Source organism: Bradyrhizobium sp. CCBAU 53415, assembly GCF_028128735.1.
GTDB lineage: Bacteria > Pseudomonadota > Alphaproteobacteria > Rhizobiales > Xanthobacteraceae > Bradyrhizobium.
The window spans coordinates 455,001-479,645 of the sequence record NZ_LBJF01000026.1 but is presented as its reverse complement, the minus strand read 5'-3'; the positions used below and the strand labels follow the sequence as shown (position 1 = coordinate 479,645).

21 protein-coding genes, 1 rRNA gene and 1 riboswitch (1 of these 23 cut by a window edge) are annotated in these 24,645 nt (G+C 65.0%); of the genes, 10 read left to right on the top strand and 12 right to left on the bottom strand.

The window, feature by feature from the left end:
- Positions 1–342 precede the first annotated feature (342 nt).
- Both XH87_RS26345 and XH87_RS26340 read right to left on the bottom strand, forming a co-directional pair.
- Positions 343–717, bottom strand: a complete 375-nt coding sequence (locus tag XH87_RS26345) for a response regulator (RefSeq protein WP_035707240.1) — start codon at positions 715–717, stop codon at positions 343–345.
- Positions 718–749: 32 nt separating this feature from the next.
- Positions 750–1,628, bottom strand: a complete 879-nt coding sequence (locus tag XH87_RS26340) for an MJ0042-type zinc finger domain-containing protein (protein ID WP_271589474.1) — start codon at positions 1,626–1,628, stop codon at positions 750–752.
- Positions 1,629–1,822: 194 nt separating this feature from the next.
- Here XH87_RS26340 and ftsE point away from each other — a divergent pair, with 194 nt between their 5' ends.
- From ftsE to XH87_RS26320, 4 genes are all read left to right on the top strand, one after another.
- On the top strand, positions 1,823–2,482 hold the full coding sequence (gene ftsE / locus XH87_RS26335) for a cell division ATP-binding protein FtsE (protein ID WP_158669248.1): 660 nt from the start codon (positions 1,823–1,825) through the stop codon (positions 2,480–2,482).
- Positions 2,475–3,443 (top strand): cell division protein FtsX, encoded by a 969-nt coding sequence (locus XH87_RS26330; protein WP_271589473.1) that lies wholly within the window; start codon positions 2,475–2,477, stop codon positions 3,441–3,443. The genes ftsE and XH87_RS26330 overlap by 8 nt, the downstream gene beginning before the upstream one ends.
- A 120-nt stretch (positions 3,444–3,563) precedes the next feature.
- A complete protein-coding gene (locus tag XH87_RS26325; RefSeq protein WP_035707223.1) occupies positions 3,564–4,268 on the top strand; it encodes a YdcF family protein in 705 nt (234 codons plus the stop codon).
- Positions 4,269–4,290: 22 nt separating this feature from the next.
- Positions 4,291–5,064, top strand: a complete 774-nt coding sequence (locus XH87_RS26320; protein ID WP_271589472.1) for a lysophospholipid acyltransferase family protein — start codon at positions 4,291–4,293, stop codon at positions 5,062–5,064.
- Here XH87_RS26320 and XH87_RS26315 read toward each other — a convergent pair.
- Positions 5,061–5,672, bottom strand: a complete 612-nt coding sequence (locus tag XH87_RS26315) for a gamma-glutamylcyclotransferase (protein WP_035707234.1) — start codon at positions 5,670–5,672, stop codon at positions 5,061–5,063. The genes XH87_RS26320 and XH87_RS26315 overlap by 4 nt on opposite strands.
- Positions 5,673–5,782: 110 nt before the next feature.
- Here XH87_RS26315 and XH87_RS26310 point away from each other — a divergent pair, with 110 nt between their 5' ends.
- Positions 5,783–6,967, top strand: coding sequence for a DUF2125 domain-containing protein (locus XH87_RS26310; protein WP_271589471.1), 1,185 nt, complete (start codon positions 5,783–5,785; stop codon positions 6,965–6,967).
- Positions 6,968–7,053: 86 nt separating this feature from the next.
- Here XH87_RS26310 and XH87_RS26305 read toward each other — a convergent pair whose 3' ends face one another.
- Genes XH87_RS26305 through XH87_RS26295 form a run of 3 tightly spaced genes read right to left on the bottom strand, consistent with a single transcriptional unit; the run spans position 7,054 to position 9,968 of the window.
- A complete protein-coding gene (locus XH87_RS26305; protein ID WP_271589470.1) occupies positions 7,054–7,989 on the bottom strand; it encodes a prephenate/arogenate dehydrogenase family protein in 936 nt (311 codons plus the stop codon).
- Positions 7,986–9,083 carry a histidinol-phosphate transaminase gene (hisC, locus tag XH87_RS26300; protein ID WP_035707232.1) on the bottom strand — a complete coding sequence of 366 codons (1,098 nt, stop codon included), beginning with the start codon at positions 9,081–9,083 and terminating at the stop codon, positions 7,986–7,988. Before hisC ends, XH87_RS26305 begins: the two co-directional genes overlap by 4 nt.
- A 36-nt stretch (positions 9,084–9,119) precedes the next feature.
- On the bottom strand, positions 9,120–9,968 hold the full coding sequence (locus tag XH87_RS26295; RefSeq protein WP_271589469.1) for a chorismate mutase: 849 nt from the start codon (positions 9,966–9,968) through the stop codon (positions 9,120–9,122).
- A 154-nt stretch (positions 9,969–10,122) separates the two neighbouring features.
- A riboswitch (SAM riboswitch) is annotated at positions 10,123–10,202 on the top strand.
- 94 nt (positions 10,203–10,296) lie between these two features.
- On the opposite strand from XH87_RS26295, the gene metX reads away from it, so the two are divergent.
- Positions 10,297–11,499, top strand: a complete 1,203-nt coding sequence (metX, locus tag XH87_RS26290; RefSeq protein WP_271589468.1) for a homoserine O-acetyltransferase MetX — start codon at positions 10,297–10,299, stop codon at positions 11,497–11,499.
- Between the two features lie 2 nt (positions 11,500–11,501).
- Complete coding sequence (gene metW / locus XH87_RS26285) at positions 11,502–12,164, top strand: methionine biosynthesis protein MetW (RefSeq protein ID WP_035707206.1); 663 nt, start codon at positions 11,502–11,504, stop codon at positions 12,162–12,164.
- Positions 12,165–12,265: 101 nt separating this feature from the next.
- Here the strand turns inward: metW and XH87_RS26280 are convergent, their stop codons facing one another.
- Complete coding sequence (locus XH87_RS26280; RefSeq protein ID WP_271589467.1) at positions 12,266–13,129, bottom strand: alpha/beta fold hydrolase; 864 nt, start codon at positions 13,127–13,129, stop codon at positions 12,266–12,268.
- 214 nt (positions 13,130–13,343) lie between these two features.
- Here XH87_RS26280 and XH87_RS26275 point away from each other — a divergent pair, with 214 nt between their 5' ends.
- Positions 13,344–13,994, top strand: a complete 651-nt coding sequence (locus XH87_RS26275) for a TIGR02594 family protein (RefSeq protein WP_271589466.1) — start codon at positions 13,344–13,346, stop codon at positions 13,992–13,994.
- 151 nt (positions 13,995–14,145) lie between these two features.
- Here the strand turns inward: XH87_RS26275 and XH87_RS26270 are convergent, their stop codons facing one another.
- Positions 14,146–14,934 carry an MOSC domain-containing protein gene (locus tag XH87_RS26270; RefSeq protein WP_271589465.1) on the bottom strand — a complete coding sequence of 263 codons (789 nt, stop codon included), beginning with the start codon at positions 14,932–14,934 and terminating at the stop codon, positions 14,146–14,148.
- A gap of 240 nt (positions 14,935–15,174) precedes the next feature.
- Between XH87_RS26270 and clpB the strand changes: the two genes are divergently transcribed.
- Positions 15,175–17,814 carry an ATP-dependent chaperone ClpB gene (clpB, locus tag XH87_RS26265; protein ID WP_158669590.1) on the top strand — a complete coding sequence of 880 codons (2,640 nt, stop codon included), beginning with the start codon at positions 15,175–15,177 and terminating at the stop codon, positions 17,812–17,814.
- A gap of 139 nt (positions 17,815–17,953) precedes the next feature.
- Here clpB and XH87_RS26260 read toward each other — a convergent pair whose 3' ends face one another.
- The 4 genes from XH87_RS26260 to XH87_RS26245 form a co-directional block, all read right to left on the bottom strand.
- Entirely contained in the window at positions 17,954–18,220 is a 267-nt protein-coding gene (locus tag XH87_RS26260; RefSeq protein WP_035707193.1) for a hypothetical protein, read from the bottom strand.
- 86 nt (positions 18,221–18,306) lie between these two features.
- On the bottom strand, positions 18,307–19,926 hold the full coding sequence (locus tag XH87_RS26255; protein WP_271589464.1) for a hypothetical protein: 1,620 nt from the start codon (positions 19,924–19,926) through the stop codon (positions 18,307–18,309).
- A 171-nt stretch (positions 19,927–20,097) separates the two neighbouring features.
- Entirely contained in the window at positions 20,098–22,161 is a 2,064-nt protein-coding gene (locus tag XH87_RS26250) for a M23 family metallopeptidase (RefSeq protein WP_271589463.1), read from the bottom strand.
- Between the two features lie 692 nt (positions 22,162–22,853).
- A complete protein-coding gene (locus XH87_RS26245; RefSeq protein ID WP_157460990.1) occupies positions 22,854–23,147 on the bottom strand; it encodes a hypothetical protein in 294 nt (97 codons plus the stop codon).
- 10 nt (positions 23,148–23,157) lie between these two features.
- On the opposite strand from XH87_RS26245, the gene XH87_RS26240 reads away from it, so the two are divergent.
- Positions 23,158–24,645 (top strand): 16S ribosomal RNA (locus tag XH87_RS26240); it runs 1 nt beyond the window's last position.

Here is a 24,645-nt window from a genome sequence, read left to right as displayed (position 1 = left end):
ATTGCTTCGTCGCAAGGGCTCCTCGCAATGACGGAGCGTGTGGCGATAGCGCGCATCCTTCTCGTGTCCCGGACGCGCTGCAGCGTCCTTACGCTGCTGCGCAGAGCCGGGACCCAGAAGGCCACCGCGATCGCTGCAATGTGGGCCCCGGCTCTGCAGCGCACCGCTGAAGTAGCGCTGCGCTGCGTCCGGGGCACGAGACCATCGCTTCGGCGCGCACTGCCTCAACATTGTCATCGCGAGTTTCGCACCGGCCGATAATCTCTCCGCCGCGGCGTACTGGATGCCCCGGTCAAGCCTGGTCGAGCCGGGGCATGACAGGGGAATGTTCGGCCGCCGCTGCTACCCTTTCTTCGCTGCCAGCGCATCGGCGACCGCCGTGCGGATATCCGCGACCGAGAAAGGCTTGGTCACGACATCATGCACCAGCGCATTCAGGTTCGAGGCGCGCTCGCGCTGGTCGGCGAAGCCGGTCATCAGCAAAATGGTGAGATCAGGGAAATCGCGCGCGGCCGAAAGCGCCAGCGCGATGCCGTCCATGACCGGCATCTGGATGTCGGTGAGCAACAGGTCGAAGGCGCCGTCCTCGCGAGCCAGGATCTCCAGCGCCTCGGCGCCGTCCTGGGCGGTGACGGTCTCGTGGCCGTCCATGGCGATGGCGCGCGCCACGAGCGTGCGCATCGAGTCCTCGTCGTCGGCAATCAGGATTTTCGGCATCAGACCAACCTTGGGATCAACCTCCCCTGCAATTATACGCTGCCGCCGGCAATATCGCGCCGGTTGAAGAAACGAACGTCGATGTTGCGGCCCTCCGGCGGCGGCGAGGCAAGACGCGAGCGGAAGAAGGCGCGCTCGCCGGGCCGCAGCACCGTCTGTTCCAGCACCGAATTCCACGCATAGATTTCCGCGCCCTGGGCGTCGCGCACGGCAAAGCGCAGCCGCGGGATGTCGAGCGGCTTCTTGCCCTCGCCGACGATCACGCCCTCGATCACCAGCACCTGCTTACCGTCCACGGTCTCGCTGGAGAGCTTGACGTCCTTGAAGGCGAGGCCCCGCAGGTTCACTTCGAGCCCGGCCATTTTGTAGAACGCCGCCGTCTGGGGCAGGAGCCGCACCACGTCGCCGCGCCAGATCACGAGTGCCAGTACCAGCGCGCCCATCGCGGCGCAGGCGGTCGGCAGGCCGAAATGGGATTTGCGTGGAGCCGTGGCGGCGACCGGGCGACTCACCCGCGCGCCGCGGCGCCGGAACAGGCCGCGGAACCAGGACTGGTGCTGCGCGCCGGCCGCCTCCTCCTCGACCTGCCGGGCCGCCGCTGACCACTCATCCTCGGTTTCCTTGGCCTCTTCCTCGGGCCAGTCGCTGGCGATCGACGGGCTGTCGACGACGGGCGCGTCAACGGCGCCGTCGTCCCTCGCATAGGAGTTCCATTGCTCGGCGAGGTCGGACTGGTCCACGGCCTGGCTGGTCGTGGCCATGGCCGGAACGGACGCCTCCTCGATGGCATCCTCGGCATGGGCGATCCAGGTCTCCTTGCAGCGGGAGCAGCGGACCGCCCGTCCATTCGCCCCGAGGCTCGCGAGCTTGATGGCGTAGGATGTCATACAATGGGGGCAGACGATATGCATGGACGAGCCTTGATATGCATGAACGAAGGTCTTGGACTGATCTTGGCGATGCCGCGGTCGCGTAGAACCGGGCGCCCCTTATGCTACAGGGCGACCGTTAACGAACCGGAAACCATAACGGCGGCAAAACCCATTGATCGCGCATGGCGGAGCGCCGCAGTGCGACCCGCGCCCCCTCTCGAACGGAGCTGAGCTTGGTTCGGTTCGAAAATGTCGGATTGCGTTACGGCCTGGGGCCGGAGATCCTGCGCGATCTCAGCTTCCAGATCCCGGCGCATTCCTTCCAGTTTCTCACCGGACCGTCCGGCGCCGGCAAGACCTCCCTGCTGCGCCTGCTGTTTCTGTCGCATCGGCCGACGCGGGGCCTCGTCAATCTGTTCGGCCACGACATTTCGCAGCTCGGCAAGGACGAGATCGCGGACCTGCGCAAGCGAATCGGCATCGTCCTCCAGGATTTCCGGTTGCTCGACCACATGACGACCTATGAGAACGTCGCGCTGCCGTTCCGCGTCATGGGCCGCAACGAGTCGAGCTACCGCAAGGAGGTGATCGACCTCCTGCGCTGGGTCGGGCTCGGTGACCGCATGGACGCGCTGCCGCCGATCCTGTCGGGCGGAGAGAAGCAGCGCGCTGCGATCGCGCGCGCCGTGATCTCGCGGCCGCAGCTGCTGCTCGCGGACGAGCCGACCGGCAGCGTCGACCCGACGCTCGGTCGCCGCCTGCTGCGGCTCTTCATCGAGCTCAACAAATCAGGCACCGCCGTCATCATCGCCACCCACGACATCGGCCTGATGGACCAGTACGAAGCACGGCGGCTGGTGCTGCACCAGGGACGGCTGCACGTCTATGAGTAGGACCGACGAGCGCGGCGTGCTGGTCGACCTCGGACAGGAGCGTCCGCAGCTTCCGGCCAAGGCGCGCAACATGTCGCCGATCGTGCCGCGCGCCTCGATCCACGGCAGAGCGCTGGTCGCCGTCGTCGCCATCATGAGCTTCCTCGCCTCGATGGCCACGGGCACGGTGCTGTTGGTGAGTGCCTCCGCCGCCGAATGGCAGTCGGATGTCGCGAGCGAAATCACCATCCAGGTTCGTCCGCAGGCCGGCCGTGATCTCGAGCGCGACACCGCAGCGGTGACGGAGGCGATGCGCACGCAGGACGGCATCGTCGAGGTCAAGCCGTTCAGCAAGGAGGAGAGCGGCAAGCTGCTCGAGCCCTGGCTCGGCACCGGCCTGTCGATGGACGATTTGCCGGTGCCGCGCATGATCATCGCGCGCGTGCAGCCGGGCACGCCGCTCGATCTCGGCGCCTTGCGCGCGCGGGTGACGCAGGTCGCGCCGGGCGCCAGCGTGGACGATCACCGCGCCTGGATCGAGCGCATGCGCTCGATGACGAACGCGATCGTGCTGGCAGGCCTCGGCATTCTCGCGCTCGTCATCATCGCAACCATCATCTCGGTTTCGTTCGCGACCCGCGGCGCCATGGCGGCGAACCGTCCGATCGTCGAGGTCCTGCATTTCGTCGGCGCCGGCGATCGCTACATCGCCAATCACTTCCTGCGTCATTTCCTCAGGCTAGGCCTGGAGGGCGGCGTGATCGGCGGCGGCGCCGCCATGCTGGTGTTCGGCTTCTCCGAGTCGATCGCAGGCTGGTTTTCCGGCACGCCCGTCGGCGACCAGTTCGCCGCGCTGCTCGGCACCTTCTCGCTGCGGCCATCCGGCTACATCGTGCTCGCGGTCCAGGCCGTGCTGATCGGCGGCATCACCGCGGTGGCCTCACGCCAGACGCTGTTCGCGACATTGAATGACGTTGATTGAGTTCTTTTCCTCCCTTCTCCCGTTACAAGGGGGAGAAGGTGACCGAGCAGCCATTCGCAGGACTCCACTTCGCCTCAAAACGTCTTAAAATCGCTTCAGGGAACGGATCACTGACATCGCATGACCTCGCCGACCGACGATCGATCGCCGAAACTGCCGCACGGCTGGCTGCGCGCGACAATCGTGTCGACGATCGCGCTTGCCTTCGTCGGCGCGGCGGCGGGCTTCGTAGCCTTCCTGTCGCAATTGCGCGGCGCCGAAATGGTGCCCGACCGCAGGGCGGACGGAATCGTGGTGCTGACCGGCGGTTCCTCGCGGGTGTCGGACGCGATGGAGTTGCTCGCTGCCGGCTATGGCAGGCGGCTCCTGATCTCCGGCGTGCATCCGACCTCGAGGGCGAGCGACATCTCCCGGACCTTGCCGGAGAACCAGTCCTTCATGACCTGTTGCGTCGACCTCGACCGCACCGCGCTCTCGACCCGCGGCAACGCGGCGGAGGCGCGACGCTGGGCCGAGGGACGGCGGTTCAGCTCGCTCATCGTGGTCACCTCCAACTACCACATGCCGCGCGCGCTGGTGGAATTCTCGCATGCGATGCCACGGACGACGCTGATCCCGTTCGCGGTGGTCGGCGACAAATGGCGCGAGGAGCCGTGGTGGACCTCGGGCTCGACGCTGCGGCTACTCCTGTCGGAATATGTCAAGTACATCGCGGCCGAGCTCAGGGTGCGGCTGGAGGATTTCGGGATTGACCTTTGGCCCGAAGTGTCGGAGCAGCCTGCAGGTCAACAGCCGAAGCGGCCCGCCACCGCCCAGGCCAATTGACCGGCAATTGATCGGACCGTCGATGTTCCCAATTTTTCTGCGCTCGCTCGTGTTCAACGTGCTGTTCTACGCCGTGCTGGTCTGTCTGGCGATCGTGGCGCTGCCGACCTTCGCATTGCCGCCGCGCGCCATGCTGACGGTGGCGGAATGGTGGGCCAGGGCAACGCTGTTCCTGATGCGCGTCGTCTGCAACATCAAGGTGGAATTCCGCGGCGTCGAGAAGATCCCGGAAGGACCGCTGCTGATCGTGGCAAAGCACCAGTCGTTCTGGGAGACGTTCGTGCTGCCGGGCTTCTTCAACCGGCCGATCTTCATCCTCAAGCGCCAGCTCATGCAGATCCCGGTGTTCGGCCAGTTCCTGGTCAAGACCGGGATGATCGCAATCGACCGCAATGCCGGTGTGAAGGCGCTGCTGGACATGACGCGGCGGGCGCGCGAGGCGGTACGAAGCGGCGGCCAGCTCGTGATCTTTCCGGAAGGCACGCGCCGTGCTCCCGGCGCGCCGCCCGACTACAAGACCGGCTTTGCGCAGATCTACTCGTCCTGTGGCGTGCCGTGCCTGCCCGTCGCGCTCAATTCCGGCCTGTTCTGGCCGCGCCGCACCTTCATGCGCTATCCCGGCACGCTGGTGGTGGAGTTTCTCGAACCGTTGCCGCCGGGACTGCCGAAGGACGAGTTTCTCTCCCGCGTGCAAGCCGCGATCGAAGACGCGACCGGCCGCCTCGTCGAAGCCGGCCGCAAGGAGCAGGAGCAATTGATCGGCTCGGCGCCGAGCTACGCGCCGACCGGCGGCTAGCGACTTTCGCGGTTTTCGTTCGGAGCCGCGGCGTGCAGCGAATGCGCATCACCATGCAGCATCAATACGAGCTGATGCAGCTGTGTGTCGCGAAAGCCTTCGGCCTCGATCGCTTTCACAGTTGCGGTCACGTAATCGCGGTTGGCGCCGGACTGGCCGTGGCCCTGGACGACATGGCGGTGCTGCTCGGCGAGCGACAGCCGGCCGGCATATTGCGCATGGCCGCGGTCGACGACATAAGCGAGGGCGGAGACGCGCTGGCGCGCATCGTTCTCCAGCCACACCGAGCGCATCACCTCGCGATAGACCGACGTGACCTGCTCGCGTGCGCGCAAGTAGGCGACGACGTCCGCACGGTTATTCTCCGCGACGCGAAAAGCGATGCCGCGGCAGGCACCGCCGCGATCGAGGCCGAGCACCAGGCCGGGCTTCTCCGGCGTGCCGCGATGGACGAAGGAATAGACGCAGAGCGCGCGATGCTCGCCGACCAGTCGCGCCGGGACGCGTTCCTCGAAGTCGAAGCCCGGCCGCCACATCAGCGAGCCGTAGCCGAACACCCAGAGGTCGCCCTTGGCAGTGGAGACGGAGGGGACGGTGATTTCGGACATTTCGGGCACGGCTACCAGAACCATGGTCCGAAGCGAAGCGAATTCTCCGCCTTTCGTCGCAGGCCGTCCCCGCTTACATTTGCCAAAATCCGGGATCAAAGGGTCGCCGCATGTCCAATATGACCGTTGCCGCAGGCCGCCGCTCCCGTTGGGGCCTTTTCATCGCACCCGTTCTCGTCCTGATCCTCGCGGTCGCGTGGAGCGGTTTCTGGTTCTACGCGGCGTCGCAGGCCGAAATCGCCGCAGACGCCTGGCGGGCGCAGGAGGCGAAAGCCGGCCGCATCTATGATTGCGCCAAGCGCTCGATCGCGGGCTTCCCATTCCGCTTCGAGGTCCAGTGTTCCGGCGCCAGCGTCGCCTTGGTGTCGCAGAACGCGAGCAAGACGCCGTTTACGGCGAAGCTCGACAACATTCTGGTCGTCGCCCAGGTCTATGATCCCAAGCGCGTCATCGCCGAGTTCTCCGCGCCAGCGACGCTGACCGACGGGGTCACGCAAAATACCTTCGTGGTGAACTGGAGCAAGGGCCGCGCCAGCGTGGCCGGTCTGCCGGCCGTGCCGGATCGCGCCTCCATCGTGTTCGACGACCCCGCCCTCAACCGTGTCGACGGCAGCGTGCAGGTGCCGCTCGCGCGCGCCAAGCAGATCGAGCTGCACGGCCGCCTCGCCGAGGGATCGCTGCCCGATCACCCCGTGATCGAGACCGTGGTCCATGTCGCGCAGGGCAGCATCCAGGGCGTTCATCCCCTGCTCGCCGAGCCGTTCGAGGCGGACACGCGCGCGAAGGTCACCGGCCTCTCCGACCTCACGCCAAAACCCTGGCCGCAGCGCTTCCGCGAGATCCAGGCCGCCGGCGGCCATATCGAGATCGTGCAGTCGCGGATCCAGCAGGGCGAGATGATCGCGGTTGCGGCCGGCACGCTCGGTCTCTCGGCCAATGGCCGGCTCGACGGCGAGTTGCAGATGACGGTAACGGGTCTCGAGCGCGTGATCCCGGCACTCGGCATCGAGAAGATGCTGGAGGAGGGCGTGCCGCAGGCAACACTCGACCGCGTCGCGCCGGGCGTGAAGTCGCAGGATCTCAACAATCTGTTCGGCGCGCTCGACCGCGCCGTTCCGGGCCTCGGCAAGGTCATCAAGCAGAACGCCAATGCGGGCGTTGCCGCCGGCATCAATTCGATCGGCACCGAGAGCACGCTCGAGGGCAAGAAGGCGAGAAGCTTCCCGCTGAAGTTCGTCGACGGCGCCGTGCTGCTCGGCCCGGTCAAGGTCGGCCAGATCCCGCCGCTGTATTAGTTGGATCCCGTAGCCCGCATGAGCGAAGCGATATGCGGGGACCGTCCCGGATGTCGCTGCGCTCATCCAGGCTACGGGACTGTCCGCTACGGCTTCTTCAGCGCCGCATGGGGCCGGCCGAAATCCGGCGCCGCCGAATCCTGGCCGATCTCGACGATGCCGCGGCGAATGGCGCGGGTGCGGGTGAAGTGATCGAACAGCGCCTCGCCGTCGCCGCGGCGGATCGCGCGGGTGAGCTTGGCGAGGTCCTCGGTGAAGGTGCCGAGCATCTCCAGCACGGCCTCCTTGTTGGCGAGGAACACGTCGCGCCACATCGTCGGATCGGAGGCTGCGATGCGGGTGAAATCGCGGAAACCGCCGGCGGAGAACTTGATCACCTCGGATTCCGTCACCTGCGCCAGCTCGTCGGCGGTGCCGACGATGGTGTAGGCGATCAGATGCGGCAGGTGGCTGGTGATCGCGAGCACGAGATCATGATGATCCGGCGTCATGACCTCGACCTTGGCGCCCATCGCCGCCCAGAATGCGCGCAGGCGATCGGTCGCCGCGGCGTCGACGCCTTCGGGCGGGGTCAGGATGCACCAGCGGTTGATGAAGAGCTCGGCGAAACCCGAATCCGGCCCCGAATGCTCGGTGCCCGCCACGGGGTGCGCCGGCACGAAATGAACCGATTTCGGCAGATGCGGCGCCATGTCCCTGACCACGGCGCCCTTGACCGAGCCGACGTCGGAGATGATCGCGCCCGGCTTCAGATGCGCGGCAATCTCCTGCGCTACCAGTCCGCAGGCGCCGACGGGAATGCAGAGGATGACGAGATCGGCATCCTTCACCGCTTCGGCATTGGTCGCCACCACCTCATCGACGATGCCGAGTTCGGCGACGCGCGCGCGCGTCTTCTCCGAGCGCGCGGTGGTGACGATCTCGCCGGCCAGGCCCTGGAGCTTCGCAGCGCGCGCGATCGAGCCGCCGATCAGGCCGAAGCCGATCAGCGCGACGCGCTGGAAGTGCGCCTGCGCGCTCATTTGCCGGCCATGAAGTCGCGCAAGGCGTCGACCACAAGGCGATTGGCCTCCTCGGTGCCGATGGTCATGCGCAGCGAATGCGGCAGGCCGTAGTTCTTCAGGCCGCGCAGCACGAGGCCGCGCCTGGTGAGGAAGGCGTCGGCGTCATCGGCGGTCTTGCCCTTCTCGGTCGGGAAGTGGATCAGCACGAAATTGGCGACGCTCGGCGTCACCTTCAGCCCGAGCTTGCCGATTTCCTCGGTGAGCCAGTTGCGCCAGGTCTCGGTGAACTGCTTCGACATCGCCTGATGCGCGGTGTCCTCGATCGCGGCGACCGCAGCGTACATCGCCGGCGTCGACACGTTGAAGGGGCCGCGGATGCGGTTGACGGCATCGATGATGTGCTCGGGACCGAACATCCAGCCGATGCGCAGCGCGGCGAGGCCGTGGATCTTGGAGAAGGTGTGCGTCACCACCGTGTTCTCGGTGGTGGCGACGAGCTCGATCCCCATCTCGTAATCGTTGCGCGAGACGTAGTCGGAATAGGCGGCATCGAGCACCAGCAGCACGTGCGAGGGCAGGCCGGCCCGCAGGCGCTTGACCTCGTCGAACGGGATGTAGGTGCCGGTCGGGTTGTTGGGGTTTGCGAGCCAGACCAGCTTCGTCTTCGGCGTCACCGCCTTGAGGATGGCGTCGACGTCGCAGGTGAGGTTGGTCTCTTGCGCGATGACGTTCCTGGCGCCGACCGCCATGGTCGCGATCGGATAGACCAGGAAGCCGTGCGTGGTGGAGATCGCCTCGTCGCCGTGGCTGAGATAGGTGTGCGCGAGCAGATTGAGGATCTCGTCCGAGCCGGCGCCGCAGATGATGCGGTTGGGGTCGAGCCCGAAGGCGCGGCCGATCGCCTCGCGCAGCACGCGCGATGTGCCTTCCGGATAGTCCTCCAGATGATCCGCCACGCGCTTGAATGCCTCGATCGCCTTGGGCGAGGGCCCGAACGGCGTCTCGTTGGCCGAGAGCTTGAATACCTTGCGGCCCGGCTCCGGCACCGGGCTCTTGCCGGGGGTGTAGGGCGCAATCTCGAGAATGCCGGGATTCGGCACGGGGCGGGACATCTTCAACTCCGAAAGTGGCGGGGCGAGGCGCGCGATTTACGATTTCGGCCCGGTCGGGGGCACCGTATAGCGCGTTGCATGGCTGCCGACGAGGGCCGTGGAGCGCACCGAGGCCCCCGCCTCGATCAGGGCAGCCCTGATTTTGTCGATGCTGGTCGCGCTGGTGACCGAGACCAGCAGCGCCGCGCCATCGAAGGCGGTATCCGGCACCGCCACGATCTCGGCGAGCGGCGACAGGGCGCGTGCGACCTCCGCGTTCCACCCGGAGACGCGCACGCTGAAGGTCTCGACCTCCGTCACCAGGGCGCTGTCGGCGACGCGCGAGATCGCGAACACCGGCAGTGCAGCCGGATGATCGGCGCGCTCGACGAAGGGCAGCCGCGCGATGATCTTGGGCGCGCCGTTTGCTTCCAGCTCCAGCCACCACGGCGTGCGGCTGGAGGTCGCCGAGACCAGCGCCAGGTCGCCCTTGGATTTCGCCACCGCTTCGACTGCGGCCTGCGCGCTGAAATGCGCGACGTAAGGCACCGTAAAACCAAAATGAAAGCGCGCGGAATCACGCATCGCCGGCTCGCTCACGGAGATGTCGGCATGCACGGAGAACGGCGCCTGCACATAGGTGAACGTCGAGATGATGACGCGCCAGATGCTCTCGACCGTATCGAGTGGCAGGATGCCGCGATGGCGCTGCACGAGGTCGCGCATCATGGCGGCCTCGCGCGCCGGGCGGAACGCCGAGCCGACCTCCTGGGTCTGCTTCACCTGGATCAGGCGGTCGATGATGTCGCCGCGCTGCATCAGGAGGCGATGCATGCCCTCGTCGATCGCGTCGATCTCCTTGCGCAATTCCTGCAATGATGGTGGCGCGGGCGGACGTTGGGACATATCTGGCTGCGGTGGTTTCGAGGGGGATGTCCTGATTAGGCAGTCGGGGCGGCGAAAGCAAAGAGAAATGACGGCCTTCTTGGTCGATGAGACAGAGGCGAATCTGGTCGATCCGGCCGCGACTTGACGAAAACCGCCCAAGACGGTAGCTTTTTGCCCGTTCCGTGGTCATTTGAGCCGGCCGGCTTGCAGCCACGTTAAAAAACTCGCTAAACAGGCCGGGGACGCTTCCGATCCCGGCCGAACCTATCGTTCAGGCCGGGTTTTTCATGGCCTGATGTCAGCGGCGCGGTCTAGCAACCAGTCGCAAACGAGGTCGATGTCAGAGATGGGTAGCGTCAAGTCGATACCGAGTCCTGCGATCAGCGCCGACGAACGGTCGCACGAGGTGGATCATCCGAGCTCGCAGGTCGCGCATTTCGGCACCGAGCAGCCGCTGCGGCTCGATTGCGGCGTCGATCTCTCCCCGTTCCAGATCGCCTACCAGACTTATGGCGAGCTCAACGCCGATCGTTCCAACGCCGTTCTGATCTGCCATGCGCTGACCGGCGACCAGCACGTCGCCAATGTGCATCCCGTCACCGGCAAGCCGGGCTGGTGGGAGACGCTGGTCGGCCCCGGCCGCCCCATTGATCCCAAGCACTACTTCATCATCTGCTCCAACGTGATCGGCGGCTGCATGGGCTCGACCGGGCCGGCGTCGATCAATCCCGTCACCGGCAAGGTCTGGGGCCTGGATTTTCCTGTCATCACCATCCCCGACATGGTGCGCGCGCAGGCCATGCTGATCGACCGGCTCGGCATCGACGCGCTGTTTGCCGTCGTCGGCGGCTCGATGGGCGGCATGCAGGTGCTGCAATGGACCGCGGCCTATCCCGAGCGCGTATTCTCCGCGCTGGCGATCGCCTGCGCGACGCGGCACTCGGCGCAGAACATCGCCTTCCACGAGCTCGGCCGCCAGGCCGTGATGGCCGACCCCGACTGGCGCGGTGGCGGCTATGCCGATCACGGCATCCATCCGCATCGAGGGCTCGCGGTGGCGCGGATGGCGGCGCACATCACCTATCTCTCGGACGCGGCGCTGCATCGCAAGTTCGGCCGGCGCATGCAGGACCGCGATCTGCCGACCTTCTCGTTCGATGCGGACTTCCAGGTCGAGAGCTATCTGCGCTACCAGGGCTCGTCCTTCGTCGAGCGCTTCGACGCCAATTCCTATCTCTATCTGACGCGCGCGATGGACTATTTCGACATCGCCGCCGACCATGGCGGCGTGCTGGCGAAGGCGTTTGCGGGGATCCAGACCCGCTTCTGCGTGGTCTCCTTCACCAGCGACTGGCTGTTCCCGACCTCGGAATCGCGCGCGCTGGTGCACGCGCTGAACGCCTCCAGCGCGCGGGTGTCGTTCGCCGAGATCGAGACCGATCGCGGCCACGACGCCTTCCTGCTGGACGTGCCCGAATTCTTCGACATCTCCCGCGCCTTCCTGCAATCGGCAGGCAAGGCCCGCGGGCTCACCCTCGAGGACCGCTAGCGATGTCTGTCCAGGAAGTGCTGCCCTTGAATGGCGTGGCGACCGGCAGGTCGGGCCAGTTTCGCGCCGATCATCTGCTGGTGGCCGAGATGGTCAAGCCGGGCTCGAAAGTGCTCGACGTCGGCTGCGGCGAGGGTGATCTGCTTCAGCTGCTGGAGACCCGCGGCATAGATGGCCGCGGCATCGAGCTGTCGCGCGAGGGCGTCAACCGCTGCGTCGCCAAGGGGCTTGCGGTGGTGCAGGGCGATGCCGACACCGATCTCGTCAACTATCCGGACGACGCCTTCGACTACGTGATCCTGTCGCAGACGCTGCAGGCGACGCGGCAGCCGCGCGTGGTGCTGGAAAATCTTCTGCGTATCGGCCGCCGGGCCATCGTGTCGTTTCCGAATTTCGGGTTCTGGAAGATGCGGCTCCAGCTCCTGATCGGCGGCCACATGCCGCGCACCGAGAACCTGCCGGCGACCTGGTACGACACCGCCAACATCCATTTCTGCACGATCAAGGATTTCGTGCAGCTCTGCGACGAGATCAACGTCAAGATGGAGCGCTCGGTCGCGCTCGATCTCTACGGCCGCCCGGTGCCGCTGAACCTGCCCTGGTGGGTGTGGAACATGTTCGGCGAGCAGGCGGTGTTTCTGCTGAGCAGGGGCGGCGGGAAATGACGCCGTAGGCGTCATTCCGGGGCGGCACGAAGTGCCGAACTATGGTGCGCGAATCTCGAGATTCCGGGTTCGCTCTTCGAGCGCCCGGAATGACAGGCAGACTAATGCGCCACCAGCGACCGCGGATCGCGCACCGGCCAGCGTCCGGCATCCGCCAGCGTGACGAAGCGCTCCACCGTCTCGTTGAACAGCGCGGGCTCCTCGAGATTGAGCACGTGGCCCGACTTCGGAAACATCGCGAGGCCCGCGGCCGGCAGGTGCTTCTTCAGGAACAGGCTGGGCCCGATGCAGGGATCATCCTCGTCGCCGCAGATGATCAGCGCGGGCGTTGCCACCTTCACGATCGCGTCCGTCATCGTGTAGATCGAGGGACGTCCGCCCTGGAAGCCGCGCATCGTGCGCGCCGAACCCCTGGCGTCGTGCCGCGCCAGCGCGGCATAGAAATCGGCGTGGCCGCGCGGGTCTTTCACCAGGAAGGGAATCCGGCTCGGCGCCTCGCGCGTGACCTTTGCGACCTCGGCGGAGCCTGATGTCTCGAACTGTTCGGCATTGGCGCGGCATTGCTGGCGCCAGGAGTCCAGACTTTCGATCTCCGAGCCGGAGCCGACGCCGGCGAGCGTCATCGACAATGCGCGCTGCGGCGCGTTGAGTCCGATCTGAAGCGAGGAGTAGGCACCCATCGACAGCCCCACGAGATGGGCGCGATCGATCCCGAGATGATCGAGCACCGCGAGCGCATCGGTGTAGAAATGCGTGAAGGTATAGACCTCCCCCTCGGGCACGTCCGATGGCGTGTAGCCGCGCGCCGAATAGGTGATGCAGCGATGGCCGCGCGAGAAGTAGCGCATCTGCGGCTCCCAATTGGTGTAGTCGGCCGCGAACTCGTGCAGAAAAAGTATCGGCGTTCCCTGACCCGCCTCTTCGAAATAGATGCGGACGTCGTCCCTGGTCGTGGCGTGGGGCATTAACCGTTTCCCTCTCTTCAAACCGCCTTTGCAGGATTGCAGTTAACGCTGTTGTCCGCAATGCGGCAGCATCGGACCAGCACCGACACAAGATCATCGCAGCTATTCGCCGACGCGGTGTCTTTTTCTCGCCACATCCGGAAGCTTTACGGCCCGACGGATGTCGGTCACGGCACGTGCCGACGGGAAGTGGGGGTGTAACGAAGGATGAAGAATGGTTGAGTTGTTTGCGTTCCGCCTGTCGCGTTGTGTTGTCGCGCTGGCGTTCTTCTTCGCGGCGGTCGCCGCGCTGGTTTCTCCGGCCTCGGCACGGCCGCATCATCGTCATAGCGCAGAGCGGCACGCTTATGTGCACCACGCCAGACATCATCACCACCGCCATCATGCACGCAGCTCGCGCTTCGAGCGCAGCGCGGCGCAGTTGCAGGCGAGCGGCTTCGCCAATGCCCAGGCGAGCTATGATCCGAATGCCAACGCCGGCGGTGCTGGCATGAGCGGCGGCTTCAGTGGCGGATCGAGCTCAGGCCTCGTGTCCGAGGCGCGCCGCTATCTCGGCGGCAATCCGACCGGGCGTGGCAGCCTGTGGTGCGCGCGCTTCATGAACATGGTGCTTGAGCACACCGGCCATCGCGGCACCGGATCCGACATGGCGAGCTCGTTCGCGCGTTACGGCACGCGTGTGTCCGGCCCGCAGGTCGGCGCAATCGCAGTGATGTCGCGCGGCCGCCGCGGCGGCCATGTCGGTATCATCACCGGCATCGACCCCCAGGGCAATCCGATCATGATCTCCGGCAATAACGGCAACCGCGTCCGCGAAGCGCCGGTCTCGCGCGGCCGGATCTATGCGTATGTGATGCCGAATTGAGGTTCGTCGCTGCCGGCATTGCGAGCGAAGCGAAGCAATCCAGAATCCTTCTGCGGGAATAGTCTGGATTGCGCCGTCGCCAGCGCAAAATTGCCTCGCAATTTTGTCGCGGGCTCCTCGCAATGACGGAGTGCGTCGAGCCGAAGTGCCGTCACACCAATCTCGGCTCTTCCACCGCCACCACATCGCCGACGCCGATCTCGCCGTCGGCGATGATTTCGGCATAGATGCCGCAATCCATGTGGCCGAGATGGCGCGAGAGCGTGGGCGGGATTTCGAGATCGCGCTTGGCGGTTTCCGGATCGACATTGGTGGCCGGGCAGCGGACGATGCGCTTGATCACCTTCAGCCGGGCCTGCCCGATCGCGAGCGTCTGGCCGACGAGCTCGAGCTCTGACCAGGCCGGCCAGCCCTTGACGTAGAGATTGGCGCGGAAGCGCAGCGGATGCACGGCGACGCCGCCGAGCATGGTCTCGATGGCGTGGACGCTGCCGAGATTGATGATGGAGACGACCTTGCGGGCGACATCGGAGAAGCTGTGGTCGCGGCCGGACAGCACCTTGGGCGGGCCCTTGAGCTCCGGCTGAAAGTTCTCGCTGAAGTAGGCCTCAATGGCGGCGCGCCCGGCGGTGGTCTCGAGATCGCCGCTGGCGACGATTTGGCCGTCCTTGCGGATGGTCAGCAGATTGGTGGCGTCGTCGAACCGGCTGTCGAGCTCGGCCAGCCGCTCGTTGCGCGCGAGCATCAGAAACTGGATTTTCGGCTTCCACTCGGGCGCCTCAGGGTCGAACCCGCTCGGGCCGTTCTCGATGGCGTAGCGGCGGTCGGCTGGCAGGGTCCGACCGACCCGCAAAGGAGCGCGCGACAGCCGTTCCGGCGTCAGGCCCTTGATCGGGTAGCGATAGAGGCCGGTGATCTCGGCAGTGTGGCTGGCTGTCATGCCGCTACTTAAGGGATTCGGCCCGCCAGCGCCAAGCCCGTCCACGAGCGCACGAATTTGTGAATTCGCCTCTTTCGCATCCGCAACCCGCTTCCCACATCTGCCTCAGGCCGGCGGCAATGTCGGCAAAAGACGACCGTTCCCGCTTGAGAAACGTCAATGCGGTAAGCGGAAACCCAATGAAGATGCCGTATTGGGGTGCCTTAGAGGGCCCCAAGGGCAGGCCGAGGGACAGAAAAGATGAATATCGAGAAGTATACCGAACGCTCCAGGGGCTTCATCCAGTCCGCGCAGTCGCTCGCGATGCGCGAGGGGCACCAGCAGTTTTCCACCCTGCACCTCCTGAAAGTCCTCTTGGATGACAATGAGGGGCTCGCTGCCGGCCTGATCGACCGCGCTGGCGGCAATTCGCGTGCAATCCTGAAGGCGACCGAGGATGCACTCGGCAAGGTGCCGAAGGTGTCCGGCGGTGGCGCCGGCCAGATCTATCTGGCGCCCGAACTCGCCCGGACCTTCGACGCGGCCGAAAAGGCCGGCGAGAAGGCCGGCGACAGCTTCGTCACCGTCGAGCGGCTGCTGCTCGGCCTCACCCTGGAGAAGAGCAGCGAGGCCGGCACGATCCTGAGCAAGGGCGGCGTCACCCCGCAAAACCTCAACGCGGCGATCGAGGCGCTGCGCAAGGGGCGGACCGCCGACTCCGCGACCGCCGAGAACGCCTATGACGCGCTGAAGAAATATGCCCGCGACCTGACTCAGGCCGCGCGCGACGGCAAGCTCGATCCGGTCATCGGCCGCGACGAGGAGATCCGTCGCACCATCCAGGTGCTCTCGCGCCGGACCAAGAACAACCCCGTCCTGATCGGCGAGCCCGGTGTCGGCAAGACCGCCATCGCAGAAGGGTTGGCGCTGCGCATCGTCAACGGCGACGTGCCGGAGAGCCTCAAGGACAAGAAGCTGCTCTCGCTCGACCTCGGCGCACTGATTGCCGGCGCAAAATACCGTGGCGAGTTCGAGGAGCGGCTGAAGGCCGTGCTCCAGGAAGTGACCGGGAGCGAAGGCACCTTCATCCTGTTCATCGACGAGATGCACACGCTGATCGGCGCCGGCAAGGGCGACGGTGCGATGGACGCCTCCAACCTGCTGAAGCCGGCGCTCGCCCGCGGCGAGCTGCACTGCATCGGTGCGACCACGCTCGACGAGTACCAGAAGCACGTCGAGAAGGACGCCGCGCTGGCGCGGCGCTTCCAGCCGATCTTCGTCAGCGAGCCCTCGGTCGAGGACACCATCTCGATCCTGCGCGGCCTGAAGGACAAGTACGAGCAGCACCATGGCGTGCGGATCACCGATTCCGCGCTCGTGGCCGCCACGACGCTGTCCAACCGCTATATCACCGACCGCTTCCTGCCCGACAAGGCGATCGACCTCATGGACGAGGCCGCGGCGCGGCTGAAGATGCAGGTCGATTCCAAGCCGGAAGAGCTGGATTCGCTCGACCGCGAGATCATCCGGCTCAAGATCGAGCAGGAGGCGCTGAAGAAGGAAAGCGATCCCGGCTCCAGGACCCGGCTTCAGACCCTGGAGAAGGACCTTGCCGAGCTCGAGGAGAAGTCTGCTGGGCTGACGGCGCGCTGGAGCGCGGAGAAGAACAAGCTCTCCGATGCCCAGAAGCTCAAGGCCGAGCTCGACGGCCTGCGTGTCGAGCTCGCCAACGCGCAGCGGCGCGGCGAATTCCAGAAGGCCGGCGAGCTGGCCTATGGCCGGATCCCGGAGCTGGAGAAGCAGCTGGCGGATATCGAGGCGCGTGAAGGCTCCGGCGAGATGATGGAGGAGGCGGTCACCGCCAATCACATCGCGCAGGTGGTCTCGCGCTGGACCGGCGTGCCCGTCGACAAGATGCTGGAAGGCGAGAAGGAAAAGCTCCTGAAGATGGAGGAGCAGCTCGGCAAGCGCGTCGTCGGCCAGGCTGAGGCCGTGCGTGCGGTCGCGACCGCCGTGCGCCGCTCGCGCGCGGGCCTGCAGGACCCGAATCGCCCCACCGGCTCGTTCATGTTCCTGGGGCCCACCGGCGTCGGCAAGACCGAGCTGACCAAGGCTCTCGCGGAGTACCTGTTCAACGACGAGACTGCGATGGTCCGCCTCGACATGTCCGAGTACATGGAGAAGCACTCGGTCTCGCGGCTGATCGGCGCGCCTCCGGGTTATGTCGGCTATGACGAGGGCGGTGCGCTCACCGAAGCGGTGCGGCGCCGGCCCTACCAGGTCGTGCTGTTCGACGAGATCGAGAAGGCGCATCCCGACGTCTTCAACGTCCTGTTGCAGGTGCTCGACGACGGCCGCCTGACCGATGGCCAGGGCCGCACCGTCGACTTCCGCAACACGCTGATCATCATGACCTCGAACCTCGGTTCGGAATTCCTGGTGAACCAGCCGGAGGGCGAGGACACCTCGGCCGTGCGCGAGCAGGTGATGGGAATGGTGCGGGCGCATTTCCGCCCCGAATTCCTCAACCGCGTCGACGAGATCATCCTGTTCCACCGCCTGCAGCGGAGCGAGATGGGCCGGATCGTCGAGATCCAGTTCGCGCGGCTGCAGAAGCTGCTGACCGATCGCAAGATCGTGCTGACGCTCGATGCCGCGGGACGCGACTGGCTCGCCGCCAAGGGCTGGGATCCCGCCTATGGCGCAAGGCCGCTGAAGCGGGTGATCCAGCGCTACCTCCAGGATCCGCTCGCCGAGATGATTCTCGCCGGCGACGTCAGGGACGGCGACAGCGTCGCGATCTCGTCCGAAGGCAACGTGCTGACCTTCAACGGCAAGGCGCCGCAGACCGCCGAGATCACCCAGTTCGAAGCGCCGGCGTCGAAGCGCAAGCTGAACTGAGCGGCACTGCCGTCTGAAAGCAACAAACCGCCCCGGAGAGGTTTCACTTCTCCGGGGCGAACTTTGTTTGGAGAGGATCGGCTTGCAGTCTCGAACAATATCCTAAGCGCGATGACCATCATCCTCATCGCATCGCGCTTTAGTCGACGGCGGACGCGGAGCCGGGCTCGGCCGGTCCAACCTCTTCGTCGTCCTCTTCCAGCTCGGACAATATCTCCACGAGCTCGCGCACCCGTCCCTGCGCCAGCGGCCGCAAATCGTTGATCATGGGCTCGTCATTGGCGAGCCAGGCCTGGGCTTCGGCGAGCTCCTCGGCGGTGGCGCCGGTTCCGATGATCTGCGCAATGGTGACGTCGTCGGCGCGGTCCACGGCCTTGACGACATCGTCGCGTGAGAGGCGCGTCATGGGCGATCCTCCTGCTGGTCGGCTTCCGTTTGCGTCTAACTGGGAACCGGCGCGCCGGTTCCGCGGGGCAGACCGTGCAAGCACTCCTACTTTTTCACCACCTTGTAGATCGCGTTCTCCACATCCGAGCTGAAGTAGATCGCGCCCGTGGCACCGACCGCGACGCCGGTGGGGATATGTGTCGGCAGGCCGCCGGGTGCGCCGGTCAGGCCGATCGGGAGATTGGCGGCGATCTCGGTGATCTTGCCGCTCTCGAGGGCGATCGCGATCAGCCGCTTGGCCCCGACCTCCGCCACGATCAGCTGGCCGTCGCTGGTGCGCGCGATGCCTTCGGGCATCATCAGCTCCTTGGCGATCACGGTCCTTCCGCCATTGCTGTCGATCCTGGAAACGATGCCGGCGAAGGCTTCGGCGACATACACCTCGCCGCCGGCCCCACGGACGAGTCCCACCGGGCCCTCGAGGTTGCCGATCAGCGTGGTGCGGTCCTTGCCGTGCTCGCCACTCACCTTGACCAGCGACTTGGTGCCGAGCTCGGCCACCAGGATGCTGCCGTCGGCGAGCACGATCGCATCGTGCGGCGCCTTGAAGCCGTGCAGCATCTCGCGTGTCGCGCCGGTCTTGGCGTCGATCACCTGCACGGTGCCGGTGAACCAGCTGGACAGCACCACGTCGTTGCCCCTCGCCGTTGCGCTCATTGGATATTCGAGCATGGTGCCGGCGGCGTGCATGCGCGCCTTCTCGGTGACCTCGCCGGTCGCGCCGTCCACCGTGCGATAGGCGAACACGTCGGCGACGTGGATCGTGTCCTTGCCGTTCTCCGAGGTGACGCCGATGCCCCCGGGCAGCGCGAGCTTGCCGATGATGATCTGCCTGGCCTGGCCGGTCGCCGGATCGACCTCCTGGATGCCGTTGTCGGCCATGTTGGAGACGTAGATGCGGTCCTTGTCGTCGATGGCCAGATTATCCAGCGACGGCTTCAATTGCGCGACCATGGTCTTGGCGCCCGACTTCGGATCGACCCGGACGAGCTGGCCGAGCGCGGTGTCGACCACGAAGAGATTGCCCTTGGAGTCGAAGTTCACCGCGGCCGGCACCTTGAAGCCGTCGGCGACGACGGTGAGCTCGGCCTTGTCGACGTCGACCTTTGCGACCTGGCCCTTGAACCAGAGCGGGCCGTAGAGCTTGTCGTCGGGACCAAACTCGAAGCCGTTGAGGCCGCCCATCTTCTCCATGATCTGGCGCGGCGGTTTGACGCCCGCGACGTCGATCTCGTAGAGCGCATCGCCGAGGAAGACGGTGGTGGCGTAGAGCCTGCCGTCCTTGCGGAAGGCGAGCGAGTTGATGCCCGGAAGGCCGGAAGCAAGCTTCCTGATCGGGCCGTCGCCCTTGCGCGAATAGAGGTCGCCGGTCAGAAATCCGGTCCAGGCCATAGTGCCGTCAGGCGCGAACGCGATGTCGTCGGCCATGCCCACAGGAGACGGGATTGCAACCTTGGCGGTACCGCCTGAGATGTCGACCTCATAGAGCGCCGCGCCGGCGACGCTGCCGGCGAACAGATGGCCGGCCTTGTCGATGCCGAGCCCGTGCACGCCATGGAATGCCGAGCCTGCGACGAGCTTCGTGACCTCCCAATTGTCGGCCGATGCGCTCGTGGTGGCGAAAAGCGCAGCGGCCAGGGCTGCGCAGGCGAGCCTGTTGTTCATGGCGAGACCTCCCGTTTTTTGGAAAGTATTCGCTCCTCACGCGGCTTTGGCAAACGAAACTTGACGTTGTGACGCCGTCAAGCGGCCTCGCTGTGCAGCGTCCGCGTTTGAAATTCTGTTTGAAAATGTTCGGCCGATGTCGGCCGGTTGCGGGCCTTACCGGTTCGTGACTTACCGGTTGGTGACCTGCAGCGGGCCGCCGGTGGCGTCCGACATGCGGGCGATGGCGCTGCCGCGGCCGCTCATCATGGCCTCGAGCCGATCGCGCTCCTTCTCGAAGCTTGCGAGCAGCGGGCCCTCGAGCGAACGGCCGCGCGGCAGCTTCACGCGCATCGGGTCGACGAAGCGGCCGTTGACCAGGATCTCGTAATGGACGTGCGGGCCGGTCGACAGGCCCGACGAGCCGACGAAGCCGATGACCTGGCCCTGTCGTACCTTCTTGCCGGGCTCCATGCCCTTGGCGAAGGCGGACATGTGGCCGTAGGCGGTCTCGTAGCCATTGGAATGTTTGATGCGGATGTACTTGCCGTAGCCGCCCTCGGGTCCGGCCTTCTCGATCACGCCGTTGCCGGAGGCGAAGATCGGCGTGCCGTAGGCGGTGGCCCAGTCGACGCCGGTGTGCATCTTCACGTAGCCCAGGATCGGATGGCGGCGGCCGCCGAAGCCGGAGCGCATGATGGCGTTGTTGACCGGCTTTCTGACCAGGAACTTCTTCGCGCTCTTGCCGGTCTCGTCGTAGTAATCGACGACGCCGTCGTCGGGGCTCTGGTAGCGGTAGTATTTCTTGGTCTCGCCACCGACGGTGAGGGAGGCGAACAGCACGTCGTGCTTTTCGATCGACGTCGTGCCCTCGTCTTCGCCGGCGTAGAACACGTCGAAGGAATCGCCGGGCTGTACCTTGCGCTGGAAATCGACGTCGTAGGAGTAGATCTTGATCATGTCCTCGATGACCGGCATCGGCACCTTGTTGCGCATCGCGGTCTCGTAGATGCTCTGGTAGAGCCGCACGCCAGTGCCGTCATCGTCGTCATCGTCCTCGCTGCTGGCGTTGGCCGCGGCATCGGCGACGGTGTTCATGCTCGAGACGTCGACCGCGACGTATTTGCCGAGGTCGGACAGCGCCGCGATCGCCTCGACCATGGTCTCGTTGGCGACGACGACGCGGTAGGGCTGGAGGCGGGCGCCGGGGTTCGCGGGCGCCATCAGGATGCGGAGCTTTTCGCCCTCCTTGAGGCCGCCGTCGCGGCCGCGCGGGCCGAGCGTTGCGGTGATCGCCTTGATCTCGTCGGTGGTCGCGCCGAGATCGCGCAGCACCGAGGCGACGCTGTCGCCCTTCTTGACCATGTGGACGCGTTCGCCGTTTGGATTGCCGCCGGTGATCTGCTCCTTGGTCTTGGGCAGCAGCGTCACGTTTTCCGGCACCACGCGCGTCTCGAAGCCGGCATAGGGGTCGGACGGCGAGGCCTCGGCAGCGTAGGCGGTTCTGATGTCGGAGGGGCCGGTCGCGCCGGAGATGTCGGCGGTGGCATTGGCGAGCGAGGCGTAGCGCACGCCACCATTGCCGCGCCAATTGGCGGCATCGCGGACCCGCATGAGGATGTCGTCGAGCGCCACCACCGCGGAAATCTTGGCCTTCGGCAGCACCGGCGACAGGTCCTTGGTGACGAAGGACACTTCCGCGTCGGGCTCGACCGCCTCGGGATTGTTGGGATCGTCGGACGCCGTCTTCGGATCGGAGCCGACATCGGTGAGCAGGCGCTGAGCGTTGAACGGCGGGATCTTCGCCGAGAGGTCGCTCGTCGTCATCGACAGGTTGCCGGCGATCCGGACGAAGGGGCGCACCCGCATCACGTCACGGTTGCCGACGCGGGCGACCATCGAGACGCGCATGACGTTGCGCGAGGCCGTGGATTCGCTTGGCGGCGGCAGGCGGTCGCTCTTGTGCAGCGTGGCGACGCGATCGGCGGCGCCGAATGCGCCGCGCAACGCGCCTTCGACCCGCTCCGGCACCTTGGCGAAGGTCATCTCGCCGTCGAGCGATGCGAAAACGGCGCCGCCGATCAGGGCCGCGCCGCAGAGTCCGGTCAGAATTGTCCCGCTGAACCATTGCACCGAGACGCGGCGGCGGTCGATGACGGCGGCTTCGGACCCATCGACGGACAGCGGCGGCTCGTGGCCGAGATCGATGATCCCGGTCTCACGCCCGTAAGCGCCGCGTGACGTCCTGTGGTTCACTCAAGTCCCCCAATCAACGACCCAAGAGGTCCGCTCCGAACCCACTCCCAAGCCGCCCTCTTGAAGGGGGATTACCGGGAAAAGGCAAGCCGCACAGTTGTCCGCGCTCAGGGAGCCCCACGACGGGCCGGCCGAAATTACGAACAGAAGGGCGGAAAAAGCTCTCTCGATGTCTCTCGAATGTCCGGGGAAGGCTGCGTCATCTGCAAGATCGCCTTCCTCTGACCCCATGAAAACCGCCGGCAGCCCCCACTGGCATCCCTGCGATTCAAGCTTGTCTGTACCAGAACGCCGCGGGAATGTGGCTCAAGTACGGCGCCTAGTATGGAAAAAGTTTCCTGAACGGCCTGACGCTAGGGGCCTTCCCGGGAGGGCGCCGCAGGCCGTCTCCGGAGCCCCTCCGGGCCCCTTCCGGAGCCCGCCTGGGGCCAAACTTTTTTTCAGATTTTTTGCCGGGTCGCCTCCGTCTGCGCATTCAGCGCCTCGCTAACTCGCTGGAATCGTGTGAATTTCTACGACAATCCACTGTGCGACGATTTGTTGACGATGGGCGTTGACAGCCCGGAAGGCGGGGCCTATAACCCCAACCACTGAGCGCGGCGCCGCCGGGTCACTGACCAAGGCGAGCGAACGCGCCACTGATGCTCCTCACCTTGTTGAGTGACACAACAATCGACACCAGTCGGTTGGAGTCATTCATCGTCGGTAAGGGTGTCGGAACCCTTCCACTCCGGAAGGTTGGGGCCTCCACGGTCCCGGGCTGTTTGACAAGTGAAGATGAAGAAAGAGAAACGTGGACGGCGGAGTCCTTGCGGGTCTCGCTTCTGAAAAGCTTCGGCTTTTCTGATCGAGACCGGACGAAAGACTTCGGCGGTACACGTTTTAAAGGAAACACCATCGTTGCCAGCGATGTGAATCGCGGGCAGCAAGTCGATTTCGGTCGACAATGGTGGGACCTCGTCAAACGTTGTGATCAGCCGGTTCAAAGTTCAAGTCCAACTTGAGAGTTTGATCCTGGCTCAGAGCGAACGCTGGCGGCAGGCTTAACACATGCAAGTCGAGCGGGCGTAGCAATACGTCAGCGGCAGACGGGTGAGTAACGCGTGGGAACGTACCTTTTGGTTCGGAACAACACAGGGAAACTTGTGCTAATACCGGATAAGCCCTTACGGGGAAAGATTTATCGCCGAAAGATCGGCCCGCGTCTGATTAGCTAGTTGGTGAGGTAATGGCTCACCAAGGCGACGATCAGTAGCTGGTCTGAGAGGATGATCAGCCACATTGGGACTGAGACACGGCCCAAACTCCTACGGGAGGCAGCAGTGGGGAATATTGGACAATGGGGGCAACCCTGATCCAGCCATGCCGCGTGAGTGATGAAGGCCCTAGGGTTGTAAAGCTCTTTTGTGCGGGAAGATAATGACGGTACCGCAAGAATAAGCCCCGGCTAACTTCGTGCCAGCAGCCGCGGTAATACGAAGGGGGCTAGCGTTGCTCGGAATCACTGGGCGTAAAGGGTGCGTAGGCGGGTCTTTAAGTCAGGGGTGAAATCCTGGAGCTCAACTCCAGAACTGCCTTTGATACTGAAGATCTTGAGTTCGGGAGAGGTGAGTGGAACTGCGAGTGTAGAGGTGAAATTCGTAGATATTCGCAAGAACACCAGTGGCGAAGGCGGCTCACTGGCCCGATACTGACGCTGAGGCACGAAAGCGTGGGGAGCAAACAGGATTAGATACCCTGGTAGTCCACGCCGTAAACGATGAATGCCAGCCGTTAGTGGGTTTACTCACTAGTGGCGCAGCTAACGCTTTAAGCATTCCGCCTGGGGAGTACGGTCGCAAGATTAAAACTCAAAGGAATTGACGGGGGCCCGCACAAGCGGTGGAGCATGTGGTTTAATTCGACGCAACGCGCAGAACCTTACCAGCCCTTGACATGTCCAGGACCGGTCGCAGAGATGTGACCCTCTCTTCGGAGCCTGGAACACAGGTGCTGCATGGCTGTCGTCAGCTCGTGTCGTGAGATGTTGGGTTAAGTCCCGCAACGAGCGCAACCCCCGTCCTTAGTTGCTACCATTTAGTTGAGCACTCTAAGGAGACTGCCGGTGATAAGCCGCGAGGAAGGTGGGGATGACGTCAAGTCCTCATGGCCCTTACGGGCTGGGCTACACACGTGCTACAATGGCGGTGACAATGGGATGCTAAGGGGCGACCCTTCGCAAATCTCAAAAAGCCGTCTCAGTTCGGATTGGGCTCTGCAACTCGAGCCCATGAAGTTGGAATCGCTAGTAATCGTGGATCAGCACGCCACGGTGAATACGTTCCCGGGCCTTGTACACACCGCCCGTCACACCATGGGAGTTGGTTTTACCTGAAGACGGTGCGCTAACCCGCAAGGGAGGCAGCCGGCCACGGTAGGGTCAGCGACTGGGGTGAAGTCGTAACAAGGTAGCCGTAGGGGAACCTGCGGCTGGATCACCTCCTT